Source organism: Cupriavidus sp. 05T41 (genome assembly GCF_056396525.1).
In genome coordinates, this window is record NZ_JBFTLQ010000017.1 from 87,223 (window position 1) to 105,239 (window position 18,017).

Annotated in this window: 19 protein-coding genes; 9 read left to right on the plus strand and 10 right to left on the minus strand. The window is 67.5% G+C overall.

The genetic code is table 11. The annotated features are described in order from the left end of the window. Positions 1-12: 12 nt before the first annotated feature. From AC1DKV_RS13010 to AC1DKV_RS13030, 5 genes are all read left to right on the plus strand, one after another. Positions 13-1,215 (plus strand): tryptophan--tRNA ligase, encoded by a 1,203-nt coding sequence (locus tag AC1DKV_RS13010; RefSeq protein ID WP_441618869.1) that lies wholly within the window; start codon positions 13-15, stop codon positions 1,213-1,215. Continuing rightward, complete coding sequence (locus AC1DKV_RS13015) at positions 1,212-1,811, plus strand: class I SAM-dependent methyltransferase (RefSeq protein WP_441618871.1); 600 nt, start codon at positions 1,212-1,214, stop codon at positions 1,809-1,811. The genes AC1DKV_RS13010 and AC1DKV_RS13015 overlap by 4 nt, the downstream gene beginning before the upstream one ends. A gap of 150 nt (positions 1,812-1,961) precedes the next feature. Further along, complete coding sequence (dapA, locus tag AC1DKV_RS13020; RefSeq protein WP_441618873.1) at positions 1,962-2,846, plus strand: 4-hydroxy-tetrahydrodipicolinate synthase; 885 nt, start codon at positions 1,962-1,964, stop codon at positions 2,844-2,846. A gap of 46 nt (positions 2,847-2,892) precedes the next feature. Further along, on the plus strand, positions 2,893-4,113 hold the full coding sequence (bamC, locus tag AC1DKV_RS13025; protein WP_441643392.1) for an outer membrane protein assembly factor BamC: 1,221 nt from the start codon (positions 2,893-2,895) through the stop codon (positions 4,111-4,113). 79 nt (positions 4,114-4,192) lie between these two features. Beyond that, the gene (locus AC1DKV_RS13030) at positions 4,193-4,981 is read left to right on the plus strand and encodes an MBL fold metallo-hydrolase (RefSeq protein WP_441618877.1); all 789 of its coding nucleotides are present in this window, start codon (positions 4,193-4,195) and stop codon (positions 4,979-4,981) included. A gap of 104 nt (positions 4,982-5,085) precedes the next feature. On the opposite strand, the gene AC1DKV_RS13035 is transcribed toward AC1DKV_RS13030, so the two are convergent. Both AC1DKV_RS13035 and AC1DKV_RS13040 read right to left on the minus strand, forming a co-directional pair. Continuing rightward, complete coding sequence (locus AC1DKV_RS13035) at positions 5,086-5,316, minus strand: hypothetical protein (RefSeq protein WP_081651328.1); 231 nt, start codon at positions 5,314-5,316, stop codon at positions 5,086-5,088. A 199-nt stretch (positions 5,317-5,515) separates the two neighbouring features. Continuing rightward, complete coding sequence (locus AC1DKV_RS13040; RefSeq protein ID WP_441618879.1) at positions 5,516-6,724, minus strand: ribosomal protein uL16 3-hydroxylase; 1,209 nt, start codon at positions 6,722-6,724, stop codon at positions 5,516-5,518. A gap of 11 nt (positions 6,725-6,735) precedes the next feature. On the opposite strand from AC1DKV_RS13040, the gene AC1DKV_RS13045 reads away from it, so the two are divergent. Further along, entirely contained in the window at positions 6,736-7,266 is a 531-nt protein-coding gene (locus AC1DKV_RS13045) for an FKBP-type peptidyl-prolyl cis-trans isomerase (RefSeq protein ID WP_441618880.1), read from the plus strand. Positions 7,267-7,367: 101 nt separating this feature from the next. Here AC1DKV_RS13045 and AC1DKV_RS13050 read toward each other — a convergent pair whose 3' ends face one another. The 5 genes from AC1DKV_RS13050 to AC1DKV_RS13070 form a co-directional block, all read right to left on the minus strand. Further along, entirely contained in the window at positions 7,368-8,438 is a 1,071-nt protein-coding gene (locus AC1DKV_RS13050) for a hypothetical protein (RefSeq protein WP_441618882.1), read from the minus strand. Continuing rightward, positions 8,435-11,125, minus strand: a complete 2,691-nt coding sequence (gene mutS, locus AC1DKV_RS13055; RefSeq protein ID WP_441618884.1) for a DNA mismatch repair protein MutS — start codon at positions 11,123-11,125, stop codon at positions 8,435-8,437. The genes AC1DKV_RS13050 and mutS overlap by 4 nt, the downstream gene beginning before the upstream one ends. Before the next feature lie 283 nt (positions 11,126-11,408). After that, entirely contained in the window at positions 11,409-11,843 is a 435-nt protein-coding gene (locus AC1DKV_RS13060; RefSeq protein WP_441618886.1) for a universal stress protein, read from the minus strand. Positions 11,844-11,893: 50 nt separating this feature from the next. Further along, positions 11,894-12,109, minus strand: coding sequence for an HP1242/YdcH family protein (locus AC1DKV_RS13065; RefSeq protein WP_441618888.1), 216 nt, complete (start codon positions 12,107-12,109; stop codon positions 11,894-11,896). A gap of 219 nt (positions 12,110-12,328) precedes the next feature. Further along, positions 12,329-13,156 (minus strand): inositol monophosphatase family protein, encoded by an 828-nt coding sequence (locus tag AC1DKV_RS13070; RefSeq protein WP_441618890.1) that lies wholly within the window; start codon positions 13,154-13,156, stop codon positions 12,329-12,331. A 156-nt stretch (positions 13,157-13,312) separates the two neighbouring features. Here AC1DKV_RS13070 and AC1DKV_RS13075 point away from each other — a divergent pair, with 156 nt between their 5' ends. The 3 genes from AC1DKV_RS13075 (at position 13,313) to cysE (ending at position 15,823) form a co-directional block, all read left to right on the plus strand. Beyond that, positions 13,313-14,236, plus strand: a complete 924-nt coding sequence (locus AC1DKV_RS13075) for an RNA methyltransferase (RefSeq protein WP_441618892.1) — start codon at positions 13,313-13,315, stop codon at positions 14,234-14,236. A 3-nt stretch (positions 14,237-14,239) separates the two neighbouring features. Continuing rightward, the gene (locus AC1DKV_RS13080; RefSeq protein ID WP_441618894.1) at positions 14,240-14,875 is read left to right on the plus strand and encodes a PrpF domain-containing protein; all 636 of its coding nucleotides are present in this window, start codon (positions 14,240-14,242) and stop codon (positions 14,873-14,875) included. Between the two features lie 204 nt (positions 14,876-15,079). Further along, a complete protein-coding gene (gene cysE, locus AC1DKV_RS13085) occupies positions 15,080-15,823 on the plus strand; it encodes a serine O-acetyltransferase (protein WP_441618896.1) in 744 nt (247 codons plus the stop codon). 30 nt (positions 15,824-15,853) lie between these two features. Here cysE and AC1DKV_RS13090 read toward each other — a convergent pair whose 3' ends face one another. The 3 genes from AC1DKV_RS13090 to AC1DKV_RS13100 form a co-directional block, all read right to left on the minus strand. Beyond that, the gene (locus tag AC1DKV_RS13090) at positions 15,854-16,645 is read right to left on the minus strand and encodes a UDP-2,3-diacylglucosamine diphosphatase (RefSeq protein WP_441618898.1); all 792 of its coding nucleotides are present in this window, start codon (positions 16,643-16,645) and stop codon (positions 15,854-15,856) included. A 79-nt stretch (positions 16,646-16,724) separates the two neighbouring features. Continuing rightward, on the minus strand, positions 16,725-17,225 hold the full coding sequence (locus AC1DKV_RS13095) for a peptidylprolyl isomerase (protein WP_441618900.1): 501 nt from the start codon (positions 17,223-17,225) through the stop codon (positions 16,725-16,727). Between the two features lie 57 nt (positions 17,226-17,282). Beyond that, positions 17,283-17,867 (minus strand): peptidylprolyl isomerase, encoded by a 585-nt coding sequence (locus AC1DKV_RS13100; protein WP_441618902.1) that lies wholly within the window; start codon positions 17,865-17,867, stop codon positions 17,283-17,285. Positions 17,868-18,017 lie beyond the last annotated feature (150 nt).

The following is an 18,017-nucleotide window of genomic DNA, read 5'->3' on the forward strand; positions in this document are numbered from 1 at the left end:
ACAAATACCGACATGTTTCCCGACCGCGTTCTCTCCGGCATGCGGCCCACCGGCGCGCTGCACCTGGGCCATTATCACGGCGTCCTGAAAAACTGGGTCCAACTGCAGGCCGAGTATCCATGCTTTTTCTTCGTGGCGGACTGGCATGCCTTGACTACCCACTACGAATCGCCCGAGGTGATCGGCGAGTCGGTGTGGGAGATGCTGATCGACTGGCTCGCGGCCGGCGTCGATCCCGAGCGCGCCACGCTGTTCATCCAGAGCCGCGTGCCCGAGCACGCCGAGCTGTTCCTGCTGCTGGCGATGGGCACGCCGCTGGGCTGGCTGGAGCGGGTGCCGACCTACAAGGACCAGATCGAGAAGCTCAAGGACAAGGATCTCTCCACCTATGGCTTCCTCGGCTACCCGCTGCTGCAGGCGGCCGACATCCTGATCTACCGCGCCGGCCGCGTGCCGGTGGGTGAAGACCAGGTGCCGCACGTGGAGATCACCCGCGAGATCGCACGCCGCTTCAACTACCTGTACGGCCGGCAGCCGGGCTTCGAGGAGCGCGCGCAGGAGGCCGCCAGGAAGCTGGGCGGCAAGCGCACCAAGGCCTATCTCGAGCTACGCCGCGCCTACCAGGAGCAGGGCAAGACCGAAGCGCTGGAAGAGGGCGCGGCGCTGGTGGCGCAGTCGCAAAGCCTTTCGACCGAGGACCGCGAGATGCTGCTGGGCTACCTGGGCGGCTCGCGCAAGACCATCCTGGTCGAGCCGCAGGCGCTGCTGACCGCGGCCTCGCGCATGCCGGGGCTGGACGGCCAGAAGATGTCGAAGTCCTACGGCAACACCATCCGCATGCGCGAGGACAAGGCATCGGTGGAGAAGAAGGTGCGCACGATGCCGACCGATCCGGCACGCGTGCGCCGCACCGATGCGGGAGAGCCGGCGCGCTGCCCGGTGTGGCAGCTGCACCAGGTCTACTCGGACTCGCCCACGCGCGAATGGGCGCAGGCGGGCTGCCGCAGCGCGGGCATCGGCTGCATCGAGTGCAAGCAGCCCGTGATCGAAGGCATCCTGCGCGAGCAGCAGCCGATGCTCGAACGCGCGCAGAAATACATGGACGACCCCGCGCTGCTGCGCGCCATCGTCGCGCATGGCTGCGACAGGGCCGGCCAGGTGGCACGCGAGACCATGGCCGACGTGCGCGCCAACATGGGCCTGGGGTACCGATGAGCACGACGGGCGGCATGCCGCCGCTGCATGCACCGGCCCCGCCCTCGTCATGGGTGGTGCGCTGGGCGCACCTGGTGCGCCCCCAAGCGCGCGTGCTCGACCTGGCCTGCGGCAGCGGCCGTCATGCAGCGTGGTTCGCGGGCCGCGGCCATGCCGTGCTTGGCGTCGACCGCGATGGCGCTGCGCTGGCTGCGCTGCCTGCAAGCGTCGAGAAGCTGGTGGCCGACCTCGAGCAGGGCGCGTGGCCACTGGCAGGGCTGGCGCCGTTCGACGCCATCGTGGTGACCAACTATCTGCACCGGCCCTTGTGGCCGCACCTGCTAGCCGCGCTGGCGCCTGGCGGCGTGCTGATCTACGAGACGTTCGCTGCCGGCAACGAGACCGTCGGCAAGCCATCCAATCCGGACTTCCTGCTGAAGCCGGGCGAGCTGCTGGAGGTCGTGCGCGGCAGCCTGCGCGTGGTCGGCTACGAAGATGGTATGCTCGAAGCGCCTAAAACTGCCTTTGTGCAGCGCCTCTGCGCAATTCGCGAGGTGGCGGACGAGGCTGGCGGCGCCGCCGGCCGTGCGCCGCCGCGTTATCCTTTGCCGGCCTGAAGTGCGGCCCGGGTCGTTTGCCGGGCCGGTCGGCGAGACCCGGGCTTCACGCGTTGAACCGGCTTGGGTTTTCCCCGGTCGAAGGTGCGGTCGGAAGGCCCGGGCTATCCGGTACAATCGCGGTATTCGTTTCCCGAATTCTCATACGTTATGACACAGATTAACGGCAGCATCGTCGCAATCGTGACGCCGATGCAGGAAGATGGCAGCCTGGATTTCCCCGCGCTGCGCGCCCTGGTCGACTGGCACGTTGCCGAAGGCACCGACGGCATCGTGATCGTCGGCACCACCGGCGAGTCGCCCACCGTGACGGTGGACGAGCACTGCGAGCTGGTCCGCGTGGCCGTGGAGCAGGCCGACAAGCGCATCCCGATCATCGCCGGCACCGGCGGCAACTCGACCAAGGAAGCAATCGAGCTGACCGCCTTCGCCAAGAAGGTCGGCGCCGATGCTTCGCTGCAGGTCGTGCCTTACTACAACAAGCCGACCCAGGAAGGCATGTACCGGCATTTCCGCACCATCGCGGAAAGCGTGGACCTGCCCGTGCTGCTGTACAACGTGCCCGGCCGCACCGTGGCCGACATGCAGCCCGAGACCATCCTGCGCCTGGCGCAGGTGCCGGGCATCGACGGCGTGAAGGAAGCCACGGGCAATATCGACCGTGCCGCCCAGCTGATCAAGGATGCGCCGGAAGGCTTCGCCATCTACAGCGGCGACGATCCCACCGCGATTGCGCTGATGCTGCTCGGCGGCCATGGCAATATCTCGGTCACGGCCAACGTGGCGCCGCGCAAGATGCATGAGCTCTGCGTGGCGGCCTTGAAGGGCGACGCTATCACCGCGCGTCGCATCCACATGGAACTGGTTGCGCTCAACAAGGCGATGTTCGTCGAGGCCAACCCGATTCCCGTCAAGTGGGCACTCCAGCAAATGGGCAAGATGCAGGGCGGTATCCGCCTTCCGCTCACCCCGCTGTCACCGGAATACCACGACGTGGTGCGCAAGGCGCTGTCGGATGCCGGCCTTCTCGGCTGATCCCGCAGCACCCTGCCGTCGTCCCATCAACTAGGATTGCGTGTCAATGAAACTCAAGCTTAACCGCCACGGTGCAATGCAGGTTCGCCGTGCCGCCCTGGTCTTGCCCGTGCTGGTGGCAAGCGCGATGTCCGGCTGCAGCAGCATCAACGATGCGATGGCACCCGACAAGATCGACTACAAGTCCAACGCCAAGCGCACCGGCACGCTGGACGTCCCGCCGGACCTGACCAAGATCGAAGGTGACCGCCGCTACTCGGTGCCCGACCAGAACGGCACGTCGACGCTGTCGACCTACAACCAGACGAACAAGGTAGCTCAGCAGCAGGTTGGCACCGAGAACGTGCTGCCCGCCACGCAAGGCGTGCGCATGGAGCGCGACGGCAACCAGCGCTGGCTGGTGATCAGCAACGGCATGCGCTCTGACCAGTTGTGGCAGTCGCTGCGCGAGTTCTGGCAGGAAAGCGGTTTCCTGCTGGTCCAGGATTCGCCCGAGACCGGCATCATGGAAACGGACTGGGCCGAGAACCGTGCCAAGATCCCGCAGGATTTCATCCGCAACACCATCGGCAAGGTTTTCGACGGCCTGTACTCGACCTCCGAGCGTGACAAGTTCCGCACGCGCCTGGAGCGCTCGCAGAACGGCAATATGGAGATCTTCATCAGCCACCGCGGCGCGCAGGAACAGCTGACCGGCATCGACAAGTCGCAGACGGTCTGGACCGCGCGTCCCTCCGATCCCGAGCTGGAAGCGGAATTCCTCTCGCGCTTCGCGCAGCGACTCGGCGTGCAGAAGGAGCAGGCCGACCGCATGGCGAAGAACGGCGGCACGCCGGCAGCGGCCGGGGCCTCTGGCGCGGCGGCTGCTCCTGCGGCGGCGGCCAAGGCACCCGCGGCGGGCAGCAACCTGACGCAGGTCAATGGCACCCAGGCGCTGCAACTGGCCGAGCCGTTCGACCGCGCATGGCGCTCCGTCGGCCTGGCGCTGGACCGCGTCAACTTCACGGTGGAAGACCGCGACCGCGCCCAGGGCCTGTACTTCGTGCGCTATGTCGACCCGCGCGACACGGTCGATAACCGCGGCTTCTTCTCCAAGCTGTTCACCAAGACCGGCACGGAAGATAGCAAGCGGGCGAAGAAGTACCGCGTTGCGCTCAAGGGCGACGGCACCGGCACGACCGTGACGGTGCAGAACGACGCCGGCCAGCCGGAAGGCACCGAAGTCGGCAAGCGCATCCTCTCCCTGCTCGACGAGCAACTGCGCTGATCGCGGTGAGCGCTGCGCAAGTACGCCCGCGGCGTCCTGCCGCGGGAAGCTCCCGCAAACTGCCGTGCGAGGCTGGCGCATGATGCGCTTCGCCTTTCTCGGCAGCGGCAGCGAGGGCAATTCCCTGTTGATCGAATCGCAAGAGGGCACCACCACCACGCGGGTGCTGCTCGATTGCGGCTTTGGCATTCGCGAGACGGCGCGGCGCCTGGAGCGGCTCGGCGTCACGCCGGACCAGCTCGATGCGGTACTCGTCACGCACGAGCATGGCGATCATGTCGGCTCGGCCTATTCCTTTGCATCGCGCCACGACCTGGCGGTCTACACCAGCCACGGCACATGGCTTGCGACCTCGCACCTGCGGGGTGCGGAAACGGCCGATGTGCGCGTCTGCTGCGCCGACCACCCGCTGGTCATCGGCGGCCTGCACATCCTGCCGTACACGGTGCCGCACGACGCACGCGAGCCGCTGCAGTTCGTGCTGAGCGACGGCGATGCAAGACTCGGCGTGCTGACCGACGCCGGCATGGAGACGCCTTACATCACCGCGCGTCTGGCGGGCATGCATTCATTGGTGCTCGAGTGCAACCACGACCGCGAGATGTTGCGCAATTCGGCGTATCCGGCCTCGCTCAAGCGGCGTATCGGTGGCGATTTCGGCCACCTTGCCAACGAGGTCGCGGCCGATATCCTGGCGCGCGTGGCGCACGCGGGGCTGCAGCGCGTGGTTGCCGCTCACCTGAGCCAGCAGAACAACACGCGCGAACTGGCCACCGGAGCGCTGGCGGCGGTGCTCGCCGCGTCGGCGGGCGAGATCCTGGTGGCGGACCAGCACGAGGGCCTGGGCTGGCAGCCGGTCAGGGCCTGACAGTGACGATGTGACATCTTCGTCAGGTGTCGCGGAAATGTCGCGGAAAACATGGACGAAAAAAAGCCGACCCGAAGGTCGGCTTTTTTATCGGTCGAGACCGATTACTGCTTGGCAGCCGGAGCCGATGCGTCAGCAGCCGGGGCCGAAGCGTCAGCGGCCGGAGCCGATGCGTCAGCAGCCGGAGCAGCAGCGGGAGCCGAAGCTTCCGGTGCCGGGGCAGCAGCGGCAGGAGCCGAAGCTTCCGGTGCCGGTGCAGCGGCTTCTTCTTTCTTGCCGCAAGCGGCGAGAGCAACGGCGGCGAGCAGCGATGCGATCAGGAGAGACTTCTTCATTGTTCGTCCTTTAACTTTAATAACAGAAAAACAGGCGATGAATAATTACCGGTAATTATCGCTCTTGAACTGCAAAATAGAGGCTCTCCCGGGTGCCGACAAATGCAGTGGTACACAGTACTAGCCAGCCGACGATTATATCCGCGTTTTCCCGGCTTGTGTAGCGCTGTCTTTTCCTGTTTTTGGTTGTTACGGATTATTACAGGGTAGATGGCGCAAGTTGCAGCCATCCTTCGAGTGCCCAATGATGGAAGGTCTCCATCAGGTCGGGCAAATCGGCGCACGCGGCTACTTCCGCGGCACTTAATTGGCGCCGATCTCCCAGTTGCCGCAGCCATCTTGCGAGTTCTGGCGGCGGTTCGTAGGCTTCTCCGTTGATAAAGAAATGCGTGCGGTCATACAATGCGATCGATCCCGGCGCTAGCACGATGCCGTGAGATAGCGCAAGTTTTGTGTATTTCTTCAGTGTGATTTCGGGCACGACCGGGAATTCCACGGTCGGTTTCGGTTCGGAGAGATGCGCACCCAGAAATTCGGAAATCATGCTACCCGACCAACGCAGGGCACCGAGGCGTTCGCTTACCGCACGCACCATGCTGGCGGGCAACTGGGCCGGACGCGCGGTGGCGGGTTCGCCGGGGTCCGCATAGCGCCCGCTCAGGTCTTCGTTATCCTCTACCGTCTCCGACAGCCAGGCGAGGAAATGCCCTGCCAGCTCGCGGTAGGCCGGTGCGCGGAAGCCGATGGAGTAGGTCATGCACTCGCCTTCGGCGACGCCGTCGTGGGCGTACTGGGGCGGCAGGTAAAGCATGTCGCCGGGTTCCAGCACCCACTCCTGTTCGTGTGTGAAGTCCGCCAGGATCTTCAGCGGCAGGTCCGGCACCAGATCCAGCTTGGTCTGGGAGGAGATGCGCCAGCGCCGCCGGCCCGATACTTGCAGCAGGAAAACGTCGTAGGAATCGAAGTGCGGGCCGACGCCGCCACCGTCGGTGGCGTAGCTGACCATGAGGTCGTCGAGCCGCGCATCGGGGGCGAAACGGAATTGCCCCAGCAATGCCGCGGCTGCGCTATCGTGGAGGTTGACGCCCTGCACGAGCAAGGTCCACTGGCGCGCCTTGCGCGAGGGCAGGTTGTCGGCGGCGAACGGGCCCTGCTCGAGCTTCCAGCGGTTGCGGAAGTGCGACACCAGGCGGGCCTCGACGTCGTCGCGGTCGGCCAGCTCGAAAAGGGACTCTGGCGATACCGGCGGCACGATTCCCGGTACGGCCTGTCGGATCAGCAGGGGCTTGCGGTGCCAGATATCGCGCATGAAAGCGGCCGGCGTCATGCCTCCCAGCAGGGGGAGCGGCACGTCGGGATCGACGGGGCCGGGGGGCAGGGCCTGCGCGTATAATGCGGAATCGTTCATGGAGTCAAGAATTGAAAATCGCTAAGAACACGGTGGTATCCGTGGTGTACAAGCTGTCGGATGCGCAGGGCAATCTGATCGAGGAGTCGGATGAGCCGATGGTCTACTTGCACGGCGGCTATGATGGCACGTTCCCCAAGATCGAGGAAGCGCTCGAAGGCCACGAAGCCGGCTTCGAGACCCAGCTCCAGCTCGAACCCGAAGAAGCGTTCGGCGATTACGACGCCGAGATGGTCAAGGTGGAACCGCGTGACCGTTTCCCCGAGCCGCTCGAGATCGGCATGCAATTCGAAGGCGTGCCCGAAGACGGTGACGAAGACGATTCGATCATCTACACGGTGACGGACGTGGCCCAGGACAAGGTCGTGCTGGACGGCAACCATCCGCTGGCCGGCATGGCGCTGCGTTTCTGGCTGCAGGTGTCCGAGGTGCGCGAAGCCACCGACGACGAAGTGCAGCATGGCCACGCCCACGGCGCCTCGGGCGTCGAGGTGGTGGACGAGGATGAAGACGAAGACGGCGGCAACCGCACGCTGCACTGAGCGCAGGCCCGCTGCGCGCGCACCTGCTACCAAAGCCGGCTTAGCCGGCTTTTTTCATGGGTGGCACGCATGGAGGGCGCGCATGAATGGCCCGCCCCGCATCACTCCGCCTCCGGCCCATCCTTCAGGGTCACTTCGAACGGCTTGGGCGAACCCGGCGTGATCGACAGCTCGGCGAACTGCCCGGGCGTGCCGGCCGGCAGCACCACGCGGGTGACGTTGCGCAGCACCTTGCCACCTGCATCCTTGAGCGGTGTATCGATGCCGAACCCACCCTGGCCGGTATGTACGAGCAATACCTGGCCGCGGTAACGCGTGGCGAGATCGCGCAGCTGGCGCTTGTACTCCTGGAAGCCATCGCGCGCGCGGCGGCGCAGGAAGCCGTCGAACAGGGAAGGCTTGCCGCGTTGCTCCCAGCCGTTGCCGAACTGCGGATCGGCATGGGCCAGCACAACGATGCCCGGCAGGTTCTGCTGCTGCGCCAGGGAGAAGGCACGCGCGAGCCACTGGCGATTGGCCTCGCGGCGGTCTTCGAACTCGCCGTTGCGGCCGCCCTCCGAGCGATAGTGATTGTTGTCGCCAGGCAGGTTCAATGCCACCAGCAACACGCCCCCGGCGCTCCAGCGCACGTTCTCCCGGAAGCTGCGGAAGGTGGCCTGGTCGGATTGCCGCATGAGCGGCACGACGCGCTGGCCCAGCGTGGTGTCTGCCGGGTAGAACAACTCGCGCAGCCGGTTCAGGCGTTCCACCGGATCGAAATGGCCGTTCACGGCGCGCTGGCATTCCGCCCAGTCGGTTTCGCCGGGCAGGTAGACCAGCGGCAGCGGCGACTGGTCAAGCAGGCGCTGGCGCGCCGTGAGCAGGGCATCGCCGCAGGATTCGGTATCGCCCTTGATGCCGCCGAGGTGCACCACCATGTCGAGCCGGCGCGCGGCGGCGTATTCGAGCAGGCGCGTGGTACCGTCTTCGGCCGCAGGCCACTGCGGCTGGTCGGCGATCAGGGCGATGCGCACGGTCTCGCTGGCCGGCGCGCGAACGCGATTGGCCTGCGCGGCCAGCGCGTCGCCCGGCAGCGCGGGCGACGCGAGCACTACGCCGAGCACGGTGCAGCCTGCCGCCCGGGCGAGCGCGCGCGCCAGGCTGCGCCGGCTTGCCAGCCCGGTCGGCGTCATGCGGTGGCTACCGCATCCCTGGCCAGCGCACGCAGGCGGTAGAGCGCATCGAGGGCTTCGCGCGGCGTGAGGCTGTCCGGATCGAGTTCGCCGATGGCGTCGAGCAGCGCGGCTTGTTCCGGCGATATGGCTGTGTCCGCGGTGCCACTTGCCGGCTCCGCATAGTCATCCTCGTCGTCCAGCGGCGACAGCGGCGCCGCGAACAGGTCGAGCTGCGGCGTGGGCGTGGCATCCGCCGACTGCTGCTCGAGCCACGCCAGGTGCTTGCGCGCCGCGCGGATCACCGGCTGCGGCACCCCCGCGAGTTGCGCCACCTGCAGGCCATAGCTCTGGCTGGCCGGGCCGTCCTGCACCGCGTGCAGGAAGACGATGCCGTCGCCATGCTCCACCGCGGAGAGGTGCACGTTGGCTGCCTGCGTGAATTCCTGCGGCAGCTGCGTCAGTTCGAAGTAGTGGGTGGCGAACAGCGTATGGCTGCGGTTGTGCGCCAGGATGTGGCGCGCGATGGCCCATGCCAGCGCGAGGCCGTCGAAGGTGGACGTGCCGCGGCCGATCTCGTCCATCAGCACCAGGCTGGCGGGCGTGGCGTTGTGCAGGATGCCGGCAGCCTCGGTCATCTCCACCATGAAGGTGGAGCGCCCGCCGGCGAGATCGTCGGCCGCGCCGATGCGGGTGAAGATGCGGTCGATCGGGCCGATCACGGCGCGCCGCGCGGGTACGTAGGCACCCACGCAGGCCAGCAGCACGATCAGCGCGGTCTGGCGCATGAAGGTCGACTTGCCGCCCATGTTCGGGCCGGTGATCAGCAGCAGCTTGCGCGCTTCGTTGAGCTGGCAGTCGTTGGCGATGAAGGGCACGGATTCGGCGGCGAGCTGGCCTTCCACCACCGGATGGCGACCCTGCACGATGTCGATGGCGTTCTCGTCGACGCGCTCGGGCTGGGTCCAGTCCAGCGTCTGCGCGCGCTCGGCCAGCGCCGCCAGCACGTCGAGCCGGGCCAGCGCGCCGGCCACGCGCTGCAGTTCGCCGATATGCGGCAGCAATTGCTGCAGCAGCGCGTCGTAGAGCTGCTTCTCGCGCGCCAGCGCGCGGTCTTGCGCGGACAGCGCCTTGTCCTCGAAGGACTTGAGCTCGGGCGTGATGTAGCGTTCGGCGTTCTTCAGCGTCTGGCGGCGGCGGTAGTCGTCGGGGACCTTGTCGGCCTGGCCGTTGGTCACCTCGATATAGAAGCCATGCACGCGGTTGTATTCCACGCGCAGATTGGCGATGCCGGTGCGGGTGCGCTCGCGCGCCTCCAGCTCGACCAGGAACTGGCCACAGTTCTCCGAGATGTCGCGCAGTTCGTCGAGCTCGGCGTCGAAGCCGCGCGCGATCACGCCGCCGTCGCGCACCACGCTGGGCGGCTCGGGCGCCACCGCCGCGCTCAGCAGGTCCTGGCAGGCCTGCGGCACGGCCAGCTCGGCCAGGGTCAGGTTCAGCAGCGGCGCCGCGTCGTCGGGCTGCACGCAGGCCTGCACGTCGGGCAGGGCGGCCAGCGTGTCGCGCAGCGATGACAGGTCGCGCGGGCGCGCATTGAGCAGCGCCAGGCGCGCGGTGATGCGTTCCACGTCGGACAGCCTGCGCAACGCCGCGCGCAGCGGCTCGGTGCCCTGGGCGAGCAGGGCACCGATGGCCTGCTGGCGCGCCTGCGGCATGGCGCGGTCGCGCAGCGGGTGGTGCAGCCAGTGGCGCAGCAGGCGGCTGCCCATGGTGGTGGCGCAGGTGTCCAGCAGCGAGAACAGCGTCGGCGACTCGCCGCCGCGCAGCGTCTCGGTCAACTCCAGGTTGCGCCGCGTGGCGGTATCCAGGCCGACGAATTCCGATTCGCGCTCGACCGTGACGCCTTGCACATGGCGCAGCGATTGGCCTTGCGTGGAAGCGGCATAGTTCAGCAGCGCGCCCGCCGCGCCGAGCGCCGCGCCCAGCCCGGCACAGCCGAACGGGTCCAGGCTCGCCACGCCGAGCTGCTCGCGCAGGCGGCGGGTGCCGGCTTCCTGGTCGAAGTGCCACTCCGGCAGGCGCGTGCGGGCGCAGGCCAGCGCCGGCAGCTCGATGCCATCCGCGAACAGCAGCTCGGCCGGCCGGATGCGTTCCAGTTCGCGGCCAAGCTGCGCCACCTCGCACTCCATCAGGCGCAGTTCGCCACTGGCGAGGTTGAGCCACGCCAGGCCGGTCTTGCTGACGCCGCGGCGCGTGGTGTGCTGGTGCACGGCCATCAGGAAGGTGTCGGCCTTGTCCGGCAGCAGCGCCGCGTCGGTCAGCGTGCCCGGGGTGACGATGCGAACCACCTTGCGTTCGACCGGTCCCTTGCTGGTGGCCGGGTCGCCGATCTGCTCGCAGATCGCCACGGATTCGCCCAGCTTGACCAGCCGCGCGAGGTACTGGTCCACCGAGTGGAAGGGGATGCCCGCCATGCGGATCGGTACGCCGTTGGAGGCGCCGCGCGCCGTCAGCGTGATGTCCAGCAGGCGCGCCGCCTTCTCGGCGTCGTCATGGAAGAGCTCATAGAAGTCGCCCATCCGGTAGAACAGCAAGGTGTCCGGGTGGTCCGCCTTGATGCGCAGATACTGCTGCATCATGGGGGTGTGCTTGCTGCCGGAAGCATCTGCCGCCGTTTGATCCGGGTTCGTCTTTTTCTGCAATCCCATTGCCATTAAACCTGTTTGGCACGGAAAGCCGGCGCTACGCCGCCTTTCCGTGCTTGCCATCGCCTTGCCGCCCCGACTGGCGCACATGGCGCATGGCGCCGGCGCGCGCCGGGAAAAAGCCGGCCGCGCGAGGGGGCTGCCTCGGGACGCAAGGGGGTATTTCGGAAGATGGGCGATATGGTACAGCACCGGCCGCCAGGTCTGGAGGCGCGGGCTGGCCGGCGCGGCTGCCGGGACGCAGGGCGAGCGCCCGGGGAGCCGGGGCGCTGCCTGCGTGTCGTCTTCAGCGGAAGACCAGAACGGGGATGGTGCTGTGGGTGAGCACCTTCTGTGTTTCGCTGCCGATCAGCAGGCCGCTGATGCCGCTGCGGCCGTGCGAAGCCATGAAGATCACGTCGCAGCCCTGTTCCGTCGCGGTGGCGATGATGCCGCGGTAAGGCGCCGCGGAGACGGAGGTCACCGCGGCGCACGGCACGCCGGCCAGCGCGGCGGCCGCTTCGACGCGTGCCAGATCGCTGCGTGCCGCGGCCTCGACACGTTGCTCGAATACCGAGCGCTTCTCGTGACCGGCATCGCTGGACTGCAGAAAGGGATATTCCTCCACGCACATATAGGCGGTCAGCCTGGCGCCGGTTGCGCGGGCGAACTCGATGGCGGCGGCGACAGCCTTCTGCGAGAGCGGGGAGCCGTCGATGGGGAGCAGGATATGTTGGAACATGGGCGTGTGTATGTGTTTTGGAAAGAACGGACGACGTGGGGGTGGCCGGCTCAGGCCGAGGCCCTGCGCAGAATGCCGTAGAGCTCGTCCTTGAGCCGGAGCTTTTCCTTCTTGAGCGATTCGATGGTCACGCTGTCGGCGGGCACCAGCCTGGCTTCCATGTTCTTGATCTCCTGGTCCATGTCATTGTGGCGATGGAACAGCCTGGCGAAGTGCGCGTCCTGCGCCTTGAGCACCGAGATCAGTTCGCGGAATTCGGGAAACATGCGAGGCTCCTTCAGGTGGGAATCCGGGCTGCGCGGTGATCGGTCGGGGGTGCGACGGGCGCCGGCAGCGCATGCCCTCATTCTGCAGCGGCGGGGAGCCGCCGGCCTTGATATGGATCATGCGCCGGTAAACGCCTCGCAACAATACGTTCGCCCAAACAAAAACGCCCGCCCTGTGGAGGGCGGGCGTGGCGCTCGGCGGCGGCCGCTGGCAGGCGCTCAGGCGGCGGGCCTAGCGGGCTTGGCGTTGTCGAGCGAGTATGGCGACAGCAGGCGCACCATTTGCGCGAAGGCCTTGGGGTTGCCTGCCAGCACTTCGCCTTGCTCCAGCTGGCGGGCTTCGCCGGCGTAGTTGCCGGTCAGCCCGCCGGCCTCGGTCACCAGCAGCATGCCGGCGGCCATGTCCCAGGGCTTGAGGCCTTGCTCGAAGAAACCATCGGTGCGTCCGCACGCCACGTAGGCCAGGTCCAGCGCGGCAGCGCCCGGGCGGCGCAGGCCGGCGCAGCTGCGCGTCATCAGGGCGAACAGCTCCATGTACTGGTCCAGACCTTCCATGTCACGGTACGGGAAGCCGGTGCCGATCAGGCAGTCGGCCAGCTTGTCGCGGCGCGAGACGCGGATGCGGCGGTTGTTCAGGAAAGCCCCGGCGCCCTTGCTGGCGGTGAAGAGTTCGTCACGCGTGGGGTCGTAGACTACGGCCTGCGCGGGCACGCCCTTGTGCAACTGGGCGATGGACACGCAATACTGGGGGAAGCCGTGGATGAAATTGGTGGTGCCGTCGAGCGGATCGATGACCCAGACGTATTCGCTGGTTTCTTCGCCCTCGGCCCAGGACTGGCCGGACTCTTCCGCTAGAATGGCGTGTTCCGGGTAGGCCGTGCGGATGATCTCGATGATCGCAGCCTCGGCGGCGCGGTCGACCTCGGTGACGAAATCGTTGTGCTGCTTGCGGGAAACATGGACCCGGTCGACGTCCATCGACGCGCGGTTGATGACGGAACCTGCCTTGCGGGCCGCCTTGACGGCGATATTTAGCATCGGATGCATGAATCTCTCCAGGCCGGCCAGGAGTGCGCCGCCTGGCGCAAAAGGCCGGCGCGCTGCCCTCCGGGGGCGGCTGACAACACAACGAATTGTAGAAGAACGGGCGCGTCGCGATCGTGCGAGACGGGCGGCGCACCGAAGATGAAGCCTGGATTGTATATGAACCCGCTGAACCAGACGAGTGCCGCCGCCGGCGACGCCCCCGCCGTGCCGCGCAAGGCAGTCAATGTGACTCTCGATGCGCCCGCTGCCTTTGCCGCCGTGCGCTTCGTGCTGGTGGAGACCAGCCATCCCGGCAATGTCGGCGCGGTGGCGCGCGCGATCAAGACCATGGGTTTCGGCGCCGAGCCGGGCCGCCTGGTGCTGGTCTCGCCGCGCGAGCCGGAGGTGCGCGCGCACCCGGATGCCGTGGCCATGGCCAGCGGCGCCGACGACGTGCTGGCCGCCGCGGTGATCGTGGACGATATCGAAAGCGCGCTGTCCGGTACCGCTTATGCCGTGGCGCTGACGGCCCGCCAGCGCGAGTTCGGGCCGCCGCGCCTGCTGCCGCGCGATGCCGCCGCACAGGCCGGCCAGCGCATCGCCCTCCAGCTTGCGGCCGCCCCGGTCCCGGGCATGCCCGCGCCGGGCGCCCATGTGGCCTTCGTCTTCGGCAACGAGCGTTTCGGCCTGCCCAACGAGGCCGTGGACCGTTGCTCGGCCGTCACCCATATCCCCGCCAACCCGGCCTACACCTCGCTCAACCTGGCCCAGGCCGTGCAGCTGGTGGCCTACGAGATGCGCCTGGCGCTGCTGGAGCCGCGCGCCACGCCGCAGGCCGAGATCGGCTATGCTGGCGAACCGGCCACGGCGGAGCAGGTGGAGGCGATGTTCGGCCATCTGCAGACGGGTCTCGAAGCGATCGGCTTCCTGGACCCGGCCACGCCGAAGAAGCTGATGCCGCGCCTGCGCCGGCTGCTGGCGCGCAGCGGGCTGGAGCGCGAGGAAGTGAATATCCTGCGTGGCATCGCCAAGCACATGCTGCTGGCCTCGCAGGGCAGCGTCCCTGGCTCCCGGAGTGGGCCAGGCCAACAGGAGAAGTGAGCGGTGGCGGAGATTCCTGCCTTCTACATGCGGGGCGGCGCCAGCAAGGGTCTGTTCTTCCTGGCTGACGACCTGCCGTCCGATCCCGCCGGGCGCGATGACGTGCTGCTGCGCGTGATCGGCTCGCCCGACCCTTATGGCACGCAGGCCGACGGCCTGGGCGGAGCCACTTCCAGTGCCGGCAATGTCGTGCTGGTACGCCGTTCGCAGCATGCCGGCTGCGACGTGGACTACCTGTTCGGCGCGGTGGCAATCCGCGCGGCCCTGATCGACTGGTCGGGCCGTTGCGACGACCTGTCCGCGGCCGTCGGGCCGTTCGCGATCTGGCGCGGCTTCGTGCCGGCGCGCGACAGCATCACCACCGTGCGCATGTGGCAGCAGAACACGGGCGAAGCCATCGTGGCGCGCGTACCTTGCCGCAATGGCCATCCGCTGGAAGCCGCCGGTTTGCGCGAGGCGGGCGTGCCATTCCCTGCCGCGGAAATCGTGCTCGACTATTCGGAGTCGGACTCCATCGCCTCCGCCGCTTCCTCCGCTTCCGCCCCTGCCTCTACTTCGCAACCGCTGGAGCGCGCCCTGGTGCGCAGCAGCGCGCGGCGCCTGATGACCGGCCTGGTCCACGTGCCAGAGCGATGTTGACGACTGGCGCCGCGGGTGTCCGTGCCACGGCACGGATGCGACAGCGGCGCTTGCGCAGTCAATGTCCATGACGGCAGCAGGGCAGCAAATCTCTTACACTCCCTGCTCCCGTTCCCACCGGCCAATGACCATGCCGGCGATCGCGTTTTCCCCCGGATGGACCGGGGCGCGCGGCGCACGGCGTGGCAACACGACACGACCAAGATGTTCTCTCGTCTGAAGGAAGATATCGACGCCATCATGCGGCGCGATCCCGCCGCGCGCAGCCGTCTCGAAGTGCTGACCTGCTATCCCGGGCTGCATGCCGTGATGTTCCATCGTTGCGCGCATGCCTGCTGGAACGCCGGCTTTCACTGGCTGGGCCGGTGGATCTCGCACTGGTCGCGCTTTCTCACCGGGATCGAAATCCACCCGGGCGCCACGGTGGGGCGGCGCGTGTTCATCGACCATGGCATGGGCGTAGTGGTGGGCGAGACCGCCGAGATCGGCGACGACTGCACCATCTACCAGGGCGTGACCCTGGGCGGCACCTCGCTGTACAAGGGCGTGAAGCGGCATCCGACGCTGGGCGCCAACGTGGTGGTGAGCGCCGGGGCCAAGGTGCTGGGCGGCTACACCATCGGCGAAGGTGCGCGCATTGGCTCCAACGCCGTGGTGCTCAAGCCGGTGCCGCCGGGTGCCACCGCGGTCGGCGTGCCGGCGCGCATCATCTTGCCGGATGCGCCCAGCGACCAGCAGGGCGCCAAGCAGGAATTCTCCGCCTACGGCATCACGCCCAACGCGGACGATCCGGTTTCGCTGGCGCTCAAGAGCCTGATCGACAACGCCGCGCAGCAGCACGAGCGGCTGGAGACCGTGCTGGCGGCGCTGGACCGGCTCGGCGAGCATCTCGAGAACACGCCCAACGACCGTTTCGATGCGAGCGAGCTGCGCAAGCTGATGAAGTAGGTGATGAAGTAGGGGCTGCGGCGCCGCGGCTCAGTCCAGTTGTGGCAGCACGCTGAAGCCGCCGGCGTCGAGTTGCAGCACCGCGGCGCGCGGGCGCTTGCCGTCGAGGTCCCAGTCGGTCAGCACCCAGCGCACGCCTTCGGCGCTCTCGTGGCGGGCGGGCCGGTGGGTGTGGCCGTGCACCAGCACCGGCGCATGGCTGGCGTGCAGCAGCGCTGCCACGGCTTGCGGCGTAGTGTCGCCGTAGTCCGGCAGGGCGTCGCGGCGCGCCTGGTTGGCGCGGCCGGCCTCGCTGTCGGCGCGCAGGCGGCGCGCCACGCGCAGGCGCAGCGCCAGCGGCAGCGAGAGGAAGGCGCGCTGCACCCAGGCCTTGCGAGTCCAGTGGCGAAAGCGCATGTAGCGCTGGTCGTCCGTGCAGAGCATGTCGCCATGGCTGAGCGCCACGCGCTGGCCGGCGCAGTCGATCACGGTAGGGTCGGGCAGCAGCGTGGCCCCGGCAGCGCGCGCAAAGCGCTGCCCCAGCAGGAAATCGCGGTTGCCGTGCATCAGGTACACCTGCACGCCGTGCCCGGCCAGCTGATGCAGCCTTGCCGCGACCTGTGCGGCGAAGGGGCTGTCGGTTTCCTCGTCGCCCACCCAGAACTCGAAGAAATCCCCGAGGATGAACAAGGCGCGCGCTTGCAGTGCGGCGCGCGCGAGCACGCGCTCGAAGGACGCCAGCGTGCGCGGCATGCCCGGGGTGAGATGCAGGTCGGAAATGAACCACGCCGGCGCGGGCACCGCTAGGGCGCCGGCCGCCGGCATGGAGGGGGTCACGGTCATGTGCATGGAAAGAGAATACGGCTCGACAGCCGCGACCCGCGGGGCCCGGCGGTGCGTCCCGCCGGGGATCGCCGTGGCGTTACTCGACCACCACGGCCTTTTCGATGACCACGTCTTCGAGCGGCACGTCCTGGTGGAAGCCGGCGCTGCCGGTGCGCACGCCCTTGATCGTCTCGACCACGTCGGTGCCGTCGGTCACCTTGCCGAACACGGCGTAGCCGAAGCCTTGCGGGGTCGGCGAGGTGAAGTTGAGGAAGTCATTGTCGACCGTGTTGATGAAGAACTGCGCGGTGGCCGAGTGGGGCGCGTTGGTACGTGCCATGGCAACCGTGTAGCGGTCGTTCTTGAGGCCGTTGCCGGCTTCGTTCTCGATCGGGGCGTCGGTGCCCTTTTGCTTCATGCCGGGCTCGAAGCCGCCGCCCTGGATCATGAAGTTCTTGATCACGCGGTGGAAAACGGTGTTGTCGTAGTGGCCCTTGCGCACGTACGACAGGAAGTTTTCAACCGACTTCGGCGCCTTCTCGGCATCGAGTTCGATGGTGATGACACCCTGGCTGGTGTGGAGTTCTACCTTGGACATTTGCTTTCCTCTGTTCGGTGATGCCTGGTGGTTGCCTGGCGTTGTGATTGCCCGGCGTTATTTGACGACCGTGGCGGACTCGATGACGATCGGCGTGGCCGGCACATTGCGCATCGGGCCATATGACGTGGTAGGCGCGCTCTTCATCTTTTCGACGGTATCCATGCCATCCACCACCTTGCCGAACACGGCGTATCCGTTTCCGTCCGGCTGCGGATAGTCGAGACTGGAATTATCCACCACATTGATGAAGAACTGGGCGGTGGCCGAGTTGGGATCGCTGGTGCGGGCCATTGCCACCGTGCCGGCCTTGTTCTTCAGGCCGTTCTGCGCTTCGAGCTGGATCGGCGCGCGCGTGGGCTTTTGCTTCATGTCGCGGTCGAAGCCGCCGCCTTGCACCATGAAGCCGTTGATGACCCGGTGGAAGATGGTGCCGCTGTAGAAGCCGCTCCTGACATATTCCATGAAGTTGGCGACGGTCTTGGGCGCGGCGTCCGGGTAGACCTCGAGCGTGAACTTGCCGGCACTGGTGACGAACTGCACCCGCTCGGTTTTGGTCTGCTGGGCCTGCGCGGCCAGCGGCGACAGCGCCAGGGCACCGGCGAACATGCCGGCAAGGACGAGGCGACGCGAAAAGATCATGCTTGGCTCCGTGGATCGGGGAAACATAGGGGCAGGGCGGCGGCGCCGCGCCTGTTGGGCCTGTCGGGCAATGTGCTACCGGGCGGGCTCGGCAGCGGCTTCGCTGGCCGGCACGGCCGCGGGGGCGCCGGCGCTGGTGGCCGGCTTGCG

Bases quoted from the DNA above. Each gene is read 5' to 3' on its own strand.
- AC1DKV_RS13040 (WP_441618879.1), bottom strand. From the start codon at position 6,724: ATGAACGATTCCGCATTATACGCGCAGGCCCTGCCCCCCGGCCCCGTC.
- bamC (WP_441643392.1), top strand. From the start codon at position 2,893: ATGAAACTCAAGCTTAACCGCCACGGTGCAATGCAGGTTCGCCGTGCC.
- AC1DKV_RS13030 (WP_441618877.1), top strand. From the start codon at position 4,193: ATGATGCGCTTCGCCTTTCTCGGCAGCGGCAGCGAGGGCAATTCCCTG.
- AC1DKV_RS13035 (WP_081651328.1), bottom strand. From the start codon at position 5,316: ATGAAGAAGTCTCTCCTGATCGCATCGCTGCTCGCCGCCGTTGCTCTC.
- dapA (WP_441618873.1), top strand. From the start codon at position 1,962: ATGACACAGATTAACGGCAGCATCGTCGCAATCGTGACGCCGATGCAG.
- AC1DKV_RS13015 (WP_441618871.1), top strand. From the start codon at position 1,212: ATGAGCACGACGGGCGGCATGCCGCCGCTGCATGCACCGGCCCCGCCC.
- AC1DKV_RS13095 (WP_441618900.1), bottom strand. From the start codon at position 17,225: ATGTCCAAGGTAGAACTCCACACCAGCCAGGGTGTCATCACCATCGAA.
- AC1DKV_RS13075 (WP_441618892.1), top strand. From the start codon at position 13,313: ATGAACCCGCTGAACCAGACGAGTGCCGCCGCCGGCGACGCCCCCGCC.
- mutS (WP_441618884.1), bottom strand. From the start codon at position 11,125: ATGGGATTGCAGAAAAAGACGAACCCGGATCAAACGGCGGCAGATGCT.
- AC1DKV_RS13010 (WP_441618869.1), top strand. From the start codon at position 13: ATGTTTCCCGACCGCGTTCTCTCCGGCATGCGGCCCACCGGCGCGCTG.
- AC1DKV_RS13060 (WP_441618886.1), bottom strand. From the start codon at position 11,843: ATGTTCCAACATATCCTGCTCCCCATCGACGGCTCCCCGCTCTCGCAG.
- AC1DKV_RS13050 (WP_441618882.1), bottom strand. From the start codon at position 8,438: ATGACGCCGACCGGGCTGGCAAGCCGGCGCAGCCTGGCGCGCGCGCTC.
- AC1DKV_RS13065 (WP_441618888.1), bottom strand. From the start codon at position 12,109: ATGTTTCCCGAATTCCGCGAACTGATCTCGGTGCTCAAGGCGCAGGAC.
- cysE (WP_441618896.1), top strand. From the start codon at position 15,080: ATGTTCTCTCGTCTGAAGGAAGATATCGACGCCATCATGCGGCGCGAT.
- AC1DKV_RS13090 (WP_441618898.1), bottom strand. From the start codon at position 16,645: ATGACCGTGACCCCCTCCATGCCGGCGGCCGGCGCCCTAGCGGTGCCC.
- AC1DKV_RS13100 (WP_441618902.1), bottom strand. From the start codon at position 17,867: ATGATCTTTTCGCGTCGCCTCGTCCTTGCCGGCATGTTCGCCGGTGCC.
- AC1DKV_RS13070 (WP_441618890.1), bottom strand. From the start codon at position 13,156: ATGCATCCGATGCTAAATATCGCCGTCAAGGCGGCCCGCAAGGCAGGT.